We start from the raw sequence: 15,265 nt of genomic DNA on the forward strand, positions 1-15,265 counted from the left end.
CGATGAGTCTTTGGAATCCACTGGTCCAGGCAGATACCGCCGGCGGCGTCGTCGACGGCGTTACTGACGAGCCCGGGTGCACCTGCGTGGGGATCGTCATCGCAGTTCCGGAGCCGATGGCCACGGAACTGCGGAACGCGAGGGCTTCCTTCGGCGACCCAATGGCAGCGGTTATTCCGGCCCACATTACCGTGGTGACCACCACGGAGACGGATGACTGGGACGCGTCAGCCGAACACGTGCGCAGGGTGGCGGCCAACCACGCACCGTTTGATGTTTCCCTGCGCGGCACAGCAACGTTCCGCCCCGTCTCTCCGGTGGTATATCTGCAGCTCGATGAAGGGTATGACGAGTGTACGGCCCTGCATAAGGAAATGCAGAGCGGCCCGCTGGCACGCAATCTGCCCTTCCCGTACCACCCCCACGTCACGGTGGCCCACGACGTCAGCGACGCCGGGATGGACAGTGCCATGCATACACTGCGCCACTATGGCGCCCGCTTTACTGTGAACACGATCGGCTTGTTCGAGCACGATGCCACCGGCCTCTGGAAGCTCCGCGAGGAAGTGGAGCTCCGGGGCTAGCCGGGCTCAGCCGCTCCGTCATTTCCTGGCAGATAGACGGCGGCCCACGCGGCGATAATGTCGGCGGCCCGGCTGGTTTGCGCCCGGTCCACCATCAGGTGGTCGCTGCCTTCGAGCGAAATAAAATTTCGGGGGTGCCTCGCCAGCGAGAAAATCTCGCTCGCATTGTCGATGCCGACGGTGTTGTCGCTGGGGGAGTGCATGACGAGCAGCGGCAGGTGCAGGTCGCTGATACATCCGCTTAGGTCATGCGACGACAGGTCCTGAAGGAGCTCCTCCCGGATCTGCAGGTTCCGCCCGCCCAGGTCCACCTGCGCGGATCCCTGGTCGCGGATGGTCTGCATCTCGTCCTCGAACAGGTGGAGGACGTGGGAAGGACGGGACGGGGCGCCGATCGTCACCACGGCATCCAGTTCCGGAATGCTCCCGGCGGCGGCCAGGACCGCCGCACCGCCGAGCGAATGCCCGATCAGCAGGGAGACACTCCGGCCCTGCCCGCGCAGGTAGTCAACCGCGCTCTGGATGTCAGCCACCTTGGTGCTGAACGTGCCCTCCTCCCAGGCTCCGCTGGAACCGCCCAGACCCGCCGCATCGTAGCGCAGGACGCCGATTCCGTGCCCGGCCAGGGCCTTGGAGATCCTTGAGGCCGCAGCGCTGTTCTTGCCCAGCGTGAAGCCGTGGCAGAACACCGCCCACCCGCGGGTTTCGCCGTCGGGCACATCGATCGTGCCGGCCAGCGTGGTGTCGTTGACGCCGGGAAAGGAAACGGATTCAAACGTTGGCATGGACTTACCTTAGACGGGGGAGTTGCGGGGGGCATGGGAAAGGCGGCGTCCCTGGTCCTTCTGGACCGGGGACGCCGCCTCTGCCGGGGGTGGTTCTGCTAGACCGAGCGGCTCAGGATGGCCTGCTTGACCTCGGCGATGGCCTTGGTGACCTGGATGCCGCGGGGGCATGCCTCGGAGCAGTTGAAGGTGGTGCGGCAGCGCCACACGCCTTCCTTGTCGTTCAGGATCTCCAGGCGCATGTCTCCGGCGTCGTCACGCGAGTCGAAGATGAAACGGTGCGCGTTCACGATGGCGGCGGGACCGAAGTACTGGCCGTCGGTCCAGAACACCGGGCACGAGGACGTGCACGCCGCGCACAGGATGCACTTGGTGGTGTCGTCGAACCGTTCGCGGTCCTCGGCGGACTGCAGGCGTTCCTTGGTGGGCTCGTGGCCCTTGCTGATCAGGAACGGCATGATCTCGCGGTAGGACTGGAAGAACGGCTCCATGTCCACGATCAGGTCCTTCTCCACGGGGAGGCCCTTGATGGGCTCCACGAGGATGGGCTTGGACGTGTCCAGGTCCTTCAGCAGCGTCTTGCAGGCCAGGCGGTTGCGGCCGTTGATGCGCATGGCATCGGAGCCGCAGACACCGTGGGCGCAGGAGCGGCGGAAGGAGACGGAACCGTCATGCTCCCACTTGACCTTGTGCAGGGCGTCCAGCACGCGGTCCGTGCCGTACATGGTCAGCTTCCACTCGTCCCAGTATCCTTCGTCAGATACCTCCGGGTTGTAGCGGCGGACCTTGAGTGTGATCTCGAACGAGGGAATTTCCCCGCCCACAGATTCCGGCAGGTCGATCTTGGAGGCCGGCTCCGCAATTTCCGTTGTCATTAGTACTTCCTCACCATTGGCTCGTAGCGCGTGAAGATGACCGGCTTGGTGTCCAGTCGAATGCCCGCGGTGTGCTCGGCGTTGGCGGCCTCGTCAACCTTGTACGCCATTGAATGCTTCATGAAATTCTCGTCGTCGCGCTCCGGGAAGTCCTCGCGGAAGTGCCCGCCGCGTGATTCTTCGCGGTGCAGGGCTGCCACAGTCATCACCTTGGCCAATTCCAGCAGGAAGCCCAGTTCCACGGCTTCCAGGAGGTCCAGGTTGAAGCGCTTGCCCTTGTCCTGGACGCTGATCTTCTTGTACCGCTCTTCGAGCGAGGCAATGTCGGTCAGCACCTGGTTCAGGGTGTCCGCCGTACGGAACACCTGCATGTTGGCATCCATGGTGTTCTGCAGGTCCCGGCGGATCTCAGCGACCCGTTCGGTTCCCTCGGAGTTGCGGACCAGGTCCAGCAGGGCAATCGTGGTGGCTTCCGGATCTTCCGGCAGGTCCACGAAATCAGCGGTCAGCGCGTATTCGGCGGCGTTGATGCCGGCGCGCTTGCCGAAGACGTTGATGTCCAGCAGCGAGTTGGTGCCCAGGCGGTTGGAGCCGTGCACGGAAACGCAGGCTACTTCACCCGCGGCGTACAGACCCGGAACAACCGTGTCATTGTCCTGCAGGACCTCGGCCTTGATGTTGGTGGGGATGCCGCCCATGGCGTAGTGCGCGGTCGGGAAGACCGGCACCGGCTCCGTGTACGGTTCCACGCCCAGGTAGGTGCGGGCGAACTCGGTGATGTCCGGGAGCTTGGCGTCGATGTGCGCCGGCTCCAGGTGCGTCAGGTCCAGGAGGACGTAATCCTTGTTCGGTCCGCAGCCGCGGCCTTCGCGGACTTCGTTGGCCATGGAGCGGGCCACGATGTCACGCGGAGCGAGGTCCTTGATGGTCGGGGCGTAGCGCTCCATGAAGCGCTCACCCTCGGAGTTGCGCAGGATGGCGCCTTCTCCGCGGGCTGCCTCGGAGAGCAGGATGCCCAGGCCGGCGAGGCCTGTCGGGTGGAACTGGAAGAACTCCATGTCTTCCAGGGGGATGCCGCGGCGGAACGCGATGCCCATGCCGTCACCGGTCAGGGTGTGTGCGTTCGAGGTGGTCTTGAAGACCTTGCCGGCACCGCCGGAGGCGAAGACCACGGACTTGGCCTGGAAGACGTGCAGTTCGCCGCTGGCCAGGTCGTAGGAAACGACGCCGGCCACGCGCTTCTGGCCAAAGCTGTCCGTGACGGTCAGCAGGTCCAGCACGTAGTACTCGTTGTAGAACTCCACATTGTGCTTGACGCAGTTTTGGTACAGCGTCTGGAGGATCATGTGGCCGGTGCGGTCGGCGGCGTAGCAGGCACGGCGGACCGGAGCCTTGCCGTGGTCGCGGGTGTGGCCGCCGAAACGGCGCTGGTCAATCCGGCCTTCGGGCGTGCGGTTGAACGGCAGGCCCATCTTTTCCAGGTCCAGCACGGCGTCGATGGCCTCTTTGGCCATGACCTCCGCTGCGTCCTGGTCTACGAGGTAGTCGCCACCCTTGACAGTGTCAAAGGTGTGCCATTCCCAGTTGTCTTCTTCGACGTTGGCCAGCGCTGCGCACATGCCGCCCTGAGCCGCACCAGTGTGCGAGCGGGTGGGGTACAGCTTGGTCAGTACCGCCGTGCGTGCGCGCTGGCCGGATTCAATGGCGGCACGCATACCGGCGCCGCCGGCGCCGACAATTACGACGTCGTACTTATGGACCTGCATACCAGATGCTCTTTCTGTTGAAACTTGGAAAAACGTTCGTGTTGTCCGCGCCCCGGTGGGGAACGGACGCTGCGGCTACGCCGTGCAGAAGTCCGCGAGGAGATCCGCGGGAGCACCGGCGGGGCAGGGATCAAAGGTGAAGATGACCAGGGTGCCGAGCACGATAATCACGAGTGAAGCAATGTAGAGAATGCTCTTGAGCGTCATCCGCGTGGTGTTCTTGTCCGCGTAATCGTTGATGATGACACGGACGCCGTTGGTGCCGTGCAGCATGGCAAGCCACAGCATGACCAGGTCCCAGACCTGCCACAGCGGGCTGGCCCACTTGCCGGCTACAAACCCGAAGTCCACGGCGTGGATGCCGTCGCCGACCATCAGGTTGACGAAGAGGTGCGTGAAGATCAGGACGATCAGGATGGCGCCGGAGACACGCATGAACAGCCATGCCAGCATCTCGAAGTTGCCTTTGCCGCCCGGAGTGCGGGCGTACTTCGGGGCAATGCGGCCGGAGCGGGGGGCCTCAATGGAGGCGGCGTCGTTAGTTGTAGTGCTCATGGCTTAGTGACCCCCGAAAACGATGGGAAGGTGGCGAATGGAGAAGCCGATCATGGTGATAGCCCAAAGACCGACAACGCTCCACAGCATCTGGCGCTGGTACTTGGGGCCCTTCTTCCAGAAATCGATCAGGATCACACGCACGCCGTTGAAGGCGTGGAACACGATGGCGGCGACGAGGCCGAGCTCGCCGAGGCCCATGATGGGGTTCTTGTATGCGCCGATCACGACGTTGTAGGCCTCCGGTGATACTCGCACCAGCGAGGTATCCAACACGTGGACCAAAAGGAAGAAGAAAATCACCACGCCGGTAATGCGGTGTGCAACCCAAGACCACTGGCCTTCGCGGCCGCGGTAGAGAGTGCCTGCTGGTAACTTCGACACTGAATTTTCCTCCCTGCGACGCAGCGGCGCTGGCGTGTCTTCCACGCAGTGATGACGCCGGTGCGACAGCAATATAAGCTCAAGCATAATCTAGGTGCCCCGCAGAGCGCTTTCAATTTAGGTGGCCCTATCATGTGACCCTCGTTACATCGGGGCGCAGTTCCCGGGCCTGCTTCAGGCCTGCTCGCCGTCCCGTCGGCTAATCTTGGCTCTGATGAGTACAGAACCGGTAGAACCCAATCCTTCCTCGGCGGACTTTGACCGCTTTTACGGCGTCATTCCGGCCGGCGGCGTAGGGACGCGGCTGTGGCCGCTGTCCCGTGCAGCCGCCCCGAAGTTCCTGCATGACCTGACGGGCTCCGGCTCCACGCTCATCCGGGCCACCTACGACCGGCTGCGTCCGCTCAGCGGAGACCGCGTCATGGTGGTCACCGGAACCCTGCACCGCCAGGCAGTGCGGAAGCAGCTTCCGGAAATCACCAGCGAAAACCTGGTGCTGGAGCTGGAGCCCAAGGACTCCGCTGCAGCCATCGGCCTGGCGGCAGCCATCCTCTATAAGAGGGATCCGAACATCATCATGGGATCCTTTGCCGCGGACCAGGTCATTGCACCCGTCGATGTCTTCCAGGACGCCGTCCGCGAAGCCATCCACACGGCTGCCCAGGGATACATCGTCACCATCGGAATCCATCCGACGCACGCCGCCACCGGGTTCGGCTACATCCGTGCCGGGGAGACACTGGACATTGCCGGTGCGCCCAGCGCACACGCCGTCGTCGAATTCGTGGAGAAACCCTCGGCAGAGGTTGCCCGCACCTACCTGGCAAACGGCCGCTACAGCTGGAACGCCGGCATGTTTGTGGCCCCCGTTGACCTGATGCTCAAGCACCTGAAAGCCAACGAACCGGAACTGCACAGCGGGCTGATGGAAATAGCCGAGGCCTGGGACACCCCGGCGCGGCGTGAAGTGGTGCGCCGGGTCTGGCCCACGCTGCCTAAGATCGCCATCGACTACGCGGTGGCGGAGCCTGCCGCTGCAGCCGGAGACGTTGCCATGATCCCGGGCATCTTCAACTGGGACGATGTCGGCGACTTCGCCGCCATCGGGCGGCTCAACCCCGCTGCCGAGAACAGCGCCCTGACCGTGATGGGCGAGGGCGCTCGGGTGTACTCGGAAAACGCCTCCGGAATTGTGGTGTCCGATACCAAGCGCGTCATCGCACTGATCGGCATTGAGGACGTGGTCATTGTTGACACCCTGGACGCGCTGCTCGTCACCACCAAAGAGCACGCCCAGGAAGTCAAGAAAGCCGTGGAGCATCTGAAGGCCAGCGGCGACACTGATGTCCTTTAACCACTGATGTCCTTTGGCTGCCGGGACCTCCAACTGCTGTGACCTTTAACGGCTCTGTCCCTTAACTGCGTCACACGGTTCCCGTAACAGCAGCCTCAGTGGCTAATCTTGAAGTTGTGCCTACTATCCCACTGAACAGTTCCCCGGTACCGTCGATGCGCGGAAGCGTCGCTCCGCTGCTGGGAGAGCTGCTCGCGTTCCGGCGGGACCTTCACCGGCACCCGGAACTGTCAACCAAGGAATTCCGCACCACCGACAGGATTGTCGAGGCTCTGGAAGCCGCAGGGCTGCACCCCGTCCGGCTGGAGGGAACCGGTGCCTATGTCGACATCGGGGAGGGCCCGCTCCGGATCGGGCTGCGTGCAGACATCGACGCGCTGCCCGTGCTGGAAGAGACCAACCTTCCCTACGCCTCTGTCAATACAGGCATTACCCACGCATGCGGCCACGATATCCACACCACCGTCATGGTGGGAGTGGCGCAGGTCCTCGCCAGGATGGACGCCGCCGGAAACCTCGGCGGACGCGTCCGGATCATCTTCCAGCCTGCGGAGGAAGTCATGCCCGGCGGCGCGCTGGGAGTCATCCGGCAGGGCGTACTGGAGGGACTGCCGCGCATTGTGGCACTGCACTGCGACCCGCGCATCGACGCCGGCAAGGTGGGTACGCGCATCGGCGCCATTACCTCGGCGTCGGACACCGTCCGGATCGAGCTGACGGGCCGCGGCGGGCACACTTCCCGGCCCCACCTGACGGAGGATCTCGTCTTCGCGCTGGCGGAGATCGCTGTCAGCGTCCCGGCGGTGCTTTCCCGCCGCATCGACGTGCGCAGCGGCGTGTCAGTGGTCTGGGGGCAGATGCATGCCGGTTCCGCACCCAATGCCATTCCGGGCCACGGCTTCATGTCCGGCACCATGCGCTGCCTGGATGCAGAAGCCTGGTACTCGGCAGGCGAACTGCTGGACGACGTCGTGCGGCAGACTGCGGCCCCCTTTGGTGTGGAGGTCAGTCTGGAACACACCCGGGGCGTGCCGCCGGTGATCAATACCGATGCGGAAACCAGTCTGATCGAAGCTGCAGCCCGCGCCGAGCTGGGGGAGGACTCCATAGTCCTGGCCCCGCAGTCGATGGGCGGGGAGGACTTTGCCTGGATGACCCAGGCCGTTCCCGGCGCCCTGATGCGGCTGGGCACGCGGACCCCCGGCGGTGAAACCTACGATCTGCACCGCGGAGACTACAACCCCGATGAGCTCTCCATCAGCTGCGGCGTGAGCGTCATGGCAGCAGCGGCCGTGCGTGCCGCCCGGGGCGTGCGCCACTAGTTCCGGCCCTGCACACCTGGTTCAACTCCTGCACACGGTCCAGCTCCCGCGCCCCGGGATGGACGCTGCCCGCTCGCTGGGCCTCCGGGCCAACGCGACGCAGTAGCACGTCATGCCGAGACAATCCGCGTCATTTGCTTGCAAATAATAACAACATGTAAACAATGTCCTGCGTGGAGCGTTATCTGTCTCACAGTGACCGGCGTTACCCATAGGATAGGCATGCCGCGGTCCAACGACGGACGGAACGCTGCACCACGCGACGCCGGAACGCTCACTCCTGAGTGCTCTGCCTAGAAGAATCCAGCGCGTGGAAACCATTTCATTCCTGGAGGAACATTGAAGAACTTCCCGCGCAGCTTCAAGCGCAACGCAGGCGTTTCCGCCGCCATGCTCGGCGTCTCGGCGCTCCTGCTCTCCGGCTGCGGCGCCGCACCCGAGGAAGAGGCCGAGTCCACCGGCTCCGGGGCCTCAGCAGCCGGGTCAGACTTCCGGGCCTGCATCGTTTCCGATGAAGGCGGCTTTGATGACCGTTCCTTCAACCAGTCAAGCTACGAGGGCCTGAAGGCGGCCGAGGAGGACCTCGGCATCCAGATTTCGGAAGCGCAGTCCCAGTCAGAGACGGACTTCCTGCCGAACCTTGACTCCATGATGAGCGAAGGATGCAACCTCACCGTTACGGTGGGGTACCTGCTGGCCGATGCAACCAAGGAAGTTGCGACGGCCAACCCCGACAGCAACTTCGCGATTGTTGATGACAACAGCATCGACCTCGAGAACGTCAAGCCCATCATCTACGACACGGCTGAGGCCGCATTCCTGGCCGGATATGTTGCTGCCGGCACGTCCGAGACGGGCAAGGTCGCCACGTACGGCGGCATCAACATCCCCACGGTCACCATCTTTATGGACGGCTTCGCTGACGGCGTGGAGTACTACAACGAACAGAACAGTGCCGACGTCGAGCTCCTGGGCTGGAACAAGGCAGACCAGACCGGCTCCTTCATCGGCAACTTCACTGATACCGGCGCCGGCAAGACCACCACTGAAAACTTCCTCAACGAAGGTGCGGACATCATCATGCCCGTTGCCGGTCCGGTAGGCTCCGGCACCCTGGACGCCGTGGTGGAAGCCAACGCCGGCGGCGGCAGCAACAAGGTTGTCTGGGTTGACTCGGACGGCTTCGAGACGAACGACATCGGCACCGAGTTCATCCTGACCTCGGTCATGAAGCTCATGGGCGAGGCAGTGGAAGAGGTCATCACGACCGACGTCGAGGGCAACTTCGACGCCACTCCGTACATCGGCACCCTGGAAAACGGCGGGGTTGCGCTGGCTCCCTACCATGACCAGGAGAGCGCGGTTCCCGCCGACGTGAAGTCCGCGGTTGACGGGATCAAGGACCAGATCATTTCCGGCGAGATCACTGTGGAATCAGCTGCCAGCCCCAAGTAGCACGGGCTCGACTGCTTTCCTGAACCGCCGTTCGTCCGGCTGCGTTGCAGCGGGGCGGGCGGCGGTTCATTCTGTTCCGGGTAGTCTTCCCTCGGGAACGCCCACAACGACACAAACAGATTGGTTGGGGTTGTGAAACTCGAACTTCAGGGCATCACCAAGCGCTTCGGCACCTTGGTGGCCAACGACCATATTGACCTGGTGATTGAACCGGGGCAGGTCCACAGCCTGCTCGGCGAAAACGGCGCCGGCAAGTCGACACTGATGAACGTCCTTTACGGTCTTTATGAACCGACCGAGGGCCAGATCCTGGTCAACGATAAACCAGTTGTCTTCTCCGGTCCCGGCGATGCGATGGCAGCCGGCATCGGGATGGTCCACCAGCACTTCATGCTGGTTCCGGTTTTCACCGTCGCGGAGAACGTGGCCCTGGGCCACGAAACCACCTCGTTCGCCGGTGCATTGAATTTGCAGACCACCCGTGAGCGCATCCGGACAATCTCAGACCAGTACGGGTTCGATGTGGACCCCGATGCGGTCGTGGAAGACCTCCCCGTAGGGGTGCAGCAGCGGGTGGAAATTATCAAAGCCCTGATCCGGGACGCTGAAGTCCTGATCCTGGATGAGCCCACAGCCGTGCTCACGCCCCGGGAAACGGATGAGCTGCTGGCCATCATGCGCCAGCTAACCGCAGACGGGAAATCGGTGGTCTTCATTTCGCACAAGCTGCGCGAGGTCAAGGCCGTTTCGGACGTCATCACCGTGATCCGGCGCGGCAAGGTGGTCGGCGATGCGTCGCCCGACGCTTCAACCACGGAACTGGCCTCCATGATGGTGGGCCGCTCCGTAAACCTGACGCTGAACAAGGCTCCGGCGGAACCCGGCGCCAAGACCTTCTCCGTCCGCGACCTCGTCGTGTTGGCGGACACGGGCCAGCCCGTCGTGGATCACCTCAGCTTTGACATCGCCAAGGGAGAAATCCTTGCCGTTGCCGGTGTCCAGGGCAACGGCCAGACGGAACTGACCGAGGCCATTATGGGGCTGCAGGACCACGTCTCCGGTTCCATTAGCCTTGACGGCAAGGAACTTGTTGGCCGCCGCGTGGACCAGATTATCGAGGCCGGTGTGGGTTTCGTGCCTGAAGACCGCAGTGTTGACGGTCTGGTGGGCCCCTTTACCGTGGCGGAAAACCTGATCCTCAACCGCTACAACAAAGCTCCGTTCGCCCGGGGCCTGTCCATGCGTCCCTCCGTCGTGGCAGGCAACGCCGCCGAGAAGATCGAGGAATTCGATATTCGGACGCAGTCGGCCCACACAGCTGCCGGAACGCTCTCCGGAGGCAACCAGCAAAAAGTGGTGATGGCCCGTGAGCTGTCCCGCCCGCTGTCGCTGTTCATCGCTTCTCAGCCCACCCGCGGCGTCGATGTCGGTTCCATCGAATTCCTGCACAAACGGATCGTGGCGGAGCGCGACGGCGGAACCCCGGTCCTGATCGTCTCCACCGAACTGGACGAGGTCCTGGAACTGGCAGACCGCATAGCGGTGCTCTACGGCGGCAGGCTGATGGGGATTGTCCCGGGCAACACCTCGCGCGACGTCCTGGGCCTGATGATGGCCGGGATGCCCGCTGAAGAAGCACTTGCGCACGAAAGCGAAACTGAGGGAGGGGCGCAGTGAGCCCGGAGAAAGATAACAGGCACCACAGCGAATCCGCTCACCTCAAGGAGGAGGCGGCAGCTGAGGACACCCGGCTGCTGACTGCTGCGGAAACCGCCGGGGGAGCGCTCCCGCCCCCGCCGGTCCCCGTCCCCGAGTCCGAACTGCGTCCGGACGGTGACGATGGCTCCGTCCTCCGCCGGATCATTACCGGCAATGCGATGGTCTCTGTCCTGTCGGTGCTGATGGCGCTGGTCGTGGGTGGACTGCTGATAGCCCTCACCGACGAGGAAGTAGGTGAGGCGGCGTCCTATTTCTTCAGCCGCCCGTCGGACCTCTTCGCTGCGGCATGGTCCGCAGCGTCAAGCGCTTACATTGCACTGTTCCAGGGGTCGGTCTTCAACTTCGAGGCTGAGACCTTTTCCCGAATGATCTACCCGCTGACCCAGACTCTGACAGTGGCGACGCCCCTGATCTGCGCCGGACTCGGCGTGGCCCTGGCCTTTCGTGCCGGCCTGTTCAACATTGGTGCACAGGGACAGATCATCATTGGTGCCACTCTGGCCGCGTGGGTCGGCTTCAGCTGGCACCTCCCGGTGGGTCTTCACCTGCTTGTGGTGGTGATCGCCGGCGCGCTCGGCGGTGCCATCTGGGGCGGCATTGCCGGGCTGCTCAAAGCCAGGACCGGCGCGCACGAAGTCATTGTGACCATCATGCTCAACTACATCGCCATCCAGCTGGTGCTCTTCCTGCTCACCACTCCGGGTTTCCAGCGCCCGGGGTCCACCAACCCGATCAGTCCCCAGCTGGATGAAACCGCCATGTTCCCGCCGCTGCTGGGAGCGGGCTTCCGTCTGCACTGGGGCTTCGTGATGGCCGTGGCGGCGACAGTCTTCATCTGGTGGCTGCTCAACCGGTCCACCGTAGGCTTCGAGCTGCGCGCCGTGGGCGCCAACCCGGCCGCAGCACGGAACGCCGGGATCAGCACCACCAAGGGCTACGTGATCGTGATGCTCATTGCCGGTGCCCTGGCCGGACTCGCCGGCGTCGCGCAGGTCTCGGGCACCGAGAAGGTGCTCACCTCCGGGGTTGCCGCCAGCTTCGGGTTCGATGCCATTACCGTGGCCCTGCTCGGCCGCTCCTCCCCGTGGGGAACGTTTGCGGCAGGCATCCTCTTCGGTGCGTTCCGGGCCGGCGGAGTGACGATGCAGACCAGCACGGGAACCAATATCGACATTGTCCTGGTGGTCCAGTCGCTGATCGTCCTGTTCATCGCGGCGCCGCCGCTGGTTCGCTCCATCTTCAGGATCCCGCCGCCGGGCGCATTCAAGACGTCCGGCAAACGCACCGCCAAGAACACCACCGCAGCCGGAGGAACAGCATGAGCACCGCAACCACCCTCGCCTCCGCCGGCAAACCGGCCGCGGCGCAGGCAATCCGCAGCTGGAAGGTCCCGGTCATCCTGGGAGCCCTCGCCGTTCTCGGGTTCTTTCTCTTCGGACTCAATTCACCCTCCGCGGAGGTGACGTTCCGCCTGACCGAGCCGAACGCCGCCATCCAGCTGCCCAATATTGTGGTCTCCGCCCCTGTACTGGGCTGGATTTCCTCGGTGGTGCTGCTGGCATCGGCTGCCTGGTCCGCAATCCTGGTCAGCCGGTTCCAGCACGTGCCGGCCTGGCTGATCGTGATCTTCGCGGTCTTTTTCATCGCCGCGTTCCTCACCTGGTCCGTGGGCAGTGCCCGCAGCCCCAGCGTCGCCATTTACGGACTGCTGGCGGGGTCCTTCACGCTCGCCTTCCCGCTGATCTTCGGCGCTCTTTCCGGCGTGCTGTGCGAGCGGTCCGGCGTCGTGAACATCGCCATCGAGGGCCAACTGCTCTTCGGCGCATTTGCCGCCGCCGTGGCGGGAACGCTCTCCGGCAACGCCTTCGTGGGGCTTTTCGCCGCCGCGGTGGCCGGCGTGCTGGTCTCGCTGGTGCTGGCAGTGTTCAGCATCAAGTACATCGTGAATCAGGTGATCGTCGGTGTTGTCCTGAACGTCCTGGTCTCCGGACTCACCGGGTTCCTGTTCTCGACGGTGCTCAGCGCCGACACCGCAAAGTGGAACGCGCCGCCTCGCCTGCCGTCCATCCGCATTCCGCTGCTGGCCGACATCCCGATCATCGGCCCGATCCTGTTCGACCAGTCCGTCATCGGCTACCTGATGTACATTGCGGTCGCGGCCATCTACTTCGGCCTCTTCCACACCCGGTGGGGTCTGCGTACCCGCGCGGTGGGGGAGCACCCCAAGGCTGCCGACACGCTGGGCGTCAACGTAAACCGCATGCGGTTCCTGAATGTCCTGGCCGCAGGCGCCGTAGCCGGTGTCGGCGGGGCGTTCTTCACCCTCGTGTCGGTGTCTTCGTTCAACCGCGACATGACCTCCGGCCAGGGTTACATCGCCCTCGCAGCTCTCATCCTGGGCCGGTGGAATCCGATCGGCGCGCTCCTGGCAGCTCTGCTTTTCGGCTTTGCGTCAAACCTGCAGTCCGTACTGAGCCTGCTCGGCACACCGGTCCCGAACCAGTTCCTGGCCATGCTGCCCTATGTGGTGACCATCTTCGCCGTCGCCGGCGTTGTGGGTAAATCGCGTGGCCCGGCGGCCAGCGGAATACCGTATATCAAGGGGTGACCCGGAACCCGCTTTGTCCTTCGAACCAGCAGCAGACCAGCAAGGAAACACTATGAATGCAGACTCGGGCATCCCCGCCCCGGCAGTGCCGGAGATCGAGTGGGCCGAACTTCTCGAGGCAGCGCGCGCAGCGCTGGCCCACGCCTATGTGCCGTACTCGAAGTATCCGGTGGGCGCGGCCGCACTGACCGACGACGGGCGGGTGATTTCCGGCTGCAACGTGGAGAACGCCTCCTACGGGCTGACGCTGTGCGCCGAATGCTCCCTGATCAGCTCGCTGCGGATGACCGGCGGCGGGCTGCTGGCCGCCTTCGTCTGCGTCGACGGCGCGGGGGAGATCCTGATGCCGTGCGGACGGTGCCGGCAGCTGCTCTATGAATTCCGGGCATCGGCAATGCAGTTGATGACAGTAAGCGGCATCCGGACCATGGACGAGGTCCTCCCGGATGCCTTTGGCCCGCAGCACTTGGAAGAGCAGGAGAAGGCATGAGCAGCGAACAGTTCGACGCCGTCGACATCATTGGAATCAAACGGGACCGGGGCACCCTGTCGCCGGAGCAGATCGACTGGACCATCGACGCGTACACCCGGGGCGCCATCGCTGATGAGCAGATGGCCGCGCTGAACATGGCGATCCTGCTCAACGGCATGAGCCGGCAGGAAATCTCCCGCTGGACCGCGGCCATGATCGCATCGGGGATCCGGATGGACTTCTCCTCGCTCGGGAAACCGACCACGGACAAGCACTCCACCGGAGGCGTGGGGGACAAGATCACCCTGCCGCTGGCGCCGCTGGTAGCCGTCTTCGGGGTCGCCGTGCCGCAGCTTTCCGGGCGGGGCCTCGGCCACACCGGGGGCACCCTGGACAAGCTCGAAGCGATTCCGGGCTGGCGGGCCAACCTGTCCAATGACGAAATCATGGCCCAGCTGGCCGACGTCGGCGCCGTCATCTGCGCGGCCGGCACCGGCCTGGCTCCGGCGGACAAGAAGCTGTACGCACTGCGCGACGTCACCGGAACCGTGGAGGCCATCCCGCTGATTGCCTCCTCCATCATGAGCAAGAAGATCGCCGAAGGCACCGGATCGCTGGTGCTCGACGTGAAGGTGGGGTCCGGCGCGTTCATGAAGGACGAAGCCAACGCGCGCGAACTGGCCGAAACGATGGTGGCCCTGGGCCAGGACGCCGGGGTAAACACCGTCGCGCTGCTGACCAACATGTCCACCCCGCTCGGGCTCACCGCCGGCAACGCCATTGAAGTGGAGGAATCCGTGGAAGTGCTCGCCGGCGGCGGGCCGGACGACGTCGTGGAACTGACCGTACGGCTCGCGGAGGAAATGCTGGCAGCGGCCGGAATCCGCGACGCTGACCCGGCGGCTGCCCTGCGGGACGGCCGTGCCATGGACGTGTGGCGCCGCATGATTTCCGCCCAGGGCGGGGATCCGTCGGCTCCGCTGCCGCAGGCACGGGAATCCGAAACCATCTTTGCCCCCGCCGACGGCGTGCTGGTGGAACTGGACGCGCTGTCCGTGGGCGTTGCCGCCTGGCGGCTCGGAGCCGGGCGTGCCCGTAAGGAAGACCAGGTGCAGGCGGGTGCCGGCGTCCGGATGCATGCCAAGCCCGGGTCCGTGGTCCGGGCCGGAGAGCCGCTGATGACGCTGCTCACGGATACCCCGGAAAAGTTCGACCGTGCCCGCGAGGCCCTGGAGCACGCCGTCGTGATTGCCCCCGAAGGCTCCCGCCCGGCACAGAAGCTGATCATCGACCGCATCGGGTAGCGGCCGCCCGCCAACCCCGCTGCCCAGGCCCCGTTCCGCGGAGGCCGGCAGTGCGGTTGGCGGGCACCAATGCGTTGGTGGC

14 protein-coding genes are annotated in these 15,265 nt (G+C 64.4%); 9 read left to right on the forward strand and 5 right to left on the reverse strand.

The annotated features are described in order from the left end of the window. Positions 1-2 precede the first annotated feature (2 nt). Positions 3-584, forward strand: a complete 582-nt coding sequence (locus M1D40_RS04255; protein WP_461170325.1) for a 2'-5' RNA ligase family protein — start codon at positions 3-5, stop codon at positions 582-584. On the opposite strand, the gene M1D40_RS04260 is transcribed toward M1D40_RS04255, so the two are convergent. The 5 genes from M1D40_RS04260 to sdhC form a co-directional block, all read right to left on the reverse strand. Continuing rightward, positions 581-1,369 (reverse strand): alpha/beta hydrolase family protein, encoded by a 789-nt coding sequence (locus M1D40_RS04260; RefSeq protein ID WP_461170326.1) that lies wholly within the window; start codon positions 1,367-1,369, stop codon positions 581-583. The genes M1D40_RS04255 and M1D40_RS04260 overlap by 4 nt on opposite strands. 98 nt (positions 1,370-1,467) lie before the next feature. Then, the gene (locus tag M1D40_RS04265) at positions 1,468-2,244 is read right to left on the reverse strand and encodes a succinate dehydrogenase iron-sulfur subunit (RefSeq protein WP_341394099.1); all 777 of its coding nucleotides are present in this window, start codon (positions 2,242-2,244) and stop codon (positions 1,468-1,470) included. Beyond that, positions 2,244-4,010, reverse strand: coding sequence for a succinate dehydrogenase flavoprotein subunit (gene sdhA / locus M1D40_RS04270; protein WP_341394098.1), 1,767 nt, complete (start codon positions 4,008-4,010; stop codon positions 2,244-2,246). Before sdhA ends, M1D40_RS04265 begins: the two co-directional genes overlap by 1 nt. Positions 4,011-4,085: 75 nt before the next feature. After that, entirely contained in the window at positions 4,086-4,565 is a 480-nt protein-coding gene (locus M1D40_RS04275; protein WP_341394097.1) for a succinate dehydrogenase hydrophobic membrane anchor subunit, read from the reverse strand. 3 nt (positions 4,566-4,568) lie between these two features. Beyond that, on the reverse strand, positions 4,569-4,949 hold the full coding sequence (gene sdhC, locus M1D40_RS04280) for a succinate dehydrogenase, cytochrome b556 subunit (protein WP_268909661.1): 381 nt from the start codon (positions 4,947-4,949) through the stop codon (positions 4,569-4,571). 214 nt (positions 4,950-5,163) lie between these two features. On the opposite strand from sdhC, the gene M1D40_RS04285 reads away from it, so the two are divergent. The 8 genes from M1D40_RS04285 (at position 5,164) to M1D40_RS04320 (ending at position 15,183) form a co-directional block, all read left to right on the forward strand. Further along, the gene (locus M1D40_RS04285; protein WP_341394096.1) at positions 5,164-6,303 is read left to right on the forward strand and encodes a mannose-1-phosphate guanylyltransferase; all 1,140 of its coding nucleotides are present in this window, start codon (positions 5,164-5,166) and stop codon (positions 6,301-6,303) included. A gap of 155 nt (positions 6,304-6,458) precedes the next feature. Further along, positions 6,459-7,625 (forward strand): amidohydrolase, encoded by a 1,167-nt coding sequence (locus M1D40_RS04290; RefSeq protein WP_341394255.1) that lies wholly within the window; start codon positions 6,459-6,461, stop codon positions 7,623-7,625. A 339-nt stretch (positions 7,626-7,964) separates the two neighbouring features. After that, on the forward strand, positions 7,965-9,080 hold the full coding sequence (locus M1D40_RS04295) for a BMP family lipoprotein (RefSeq protein WP_461170327.1): 1,116 nt from the start codon (positions 7,965-7,967) through the stop codon (positions 9,078-9,080). Positions 9,081-9,212: 132 nt separating this feature from the next. Further along, positions 9,213-10,757: an ABC transporter ATP-binding protein gene (locus tag M1D40_RS04300; protein ID WP_341394095.1), complete on the forward strand. Its 1,545-nt coding sequence runs from the start codon at positions 9,213-9,215 to the stop codon at positions 10,755-10,757. Further along, positions 10,754-12,121, forward strand: a complete 1,368-nt coding sequence (locus M1D40_RS04305; protein ID WP_445818887.1) for an ABC transporter permease — start codon at positions 10,754-10,756, stop codon at positions 12,119-12,121. The genes M1D40_RS04300 and M1D40_RS04305 overlap by 4 nt, the downstream gene beginning before the upstream one ends. After that, the gene (locus M1D40_RS04310; RefSeq protein ID WP_341394094.1) at positions 12,118-13,407 is read left to right on the forward strand and encodes an ABC transporter permease; all 1,290 of its coding nucleotides are present in this window, start codon (positions 12,118-12,120) and stop codon (positions 13,405-13,407) included. The genes M1D40_RS04305 and M1D40_RS04310 overlap by 4 nt, the downstream gene beginning before the upstream one ends. Before the next feature lie 52 nt (positions 13,408-13,459). Beyond that, the gene (locus tag M1D40_RS04315; RefSeq protein WP_461170328.1) at positions 13,460-13,897 is read left to right on the forward strand and encodes a cytidine deaminase; all 438 of its coding nucleotides are present in this window, start codon (positions 13,460-13,462) and stop codon (positions 13,895-13,897) included. Further along, positions 13,894-15,183 (forward strand): thymidine phosphorylase, encoded by a 1,290-nt coding sequence (locus M1D40_RS04320; RefSeq protein WP_461170329.1) that lies wholly within the window; start codon positions 13,894-13,896, stop codon positions 15,181-15,183. Before M1D40_RS04315 ends, M1D40_RS04320 begins: the two co-directional genes overlap by 4 nt. Positions 15,184-15,265: the final 82 nt, after the last annotated feature.

It is taken from the genome of Arthrobacter sp. Z1-15 (assembly GCF_054792395.1).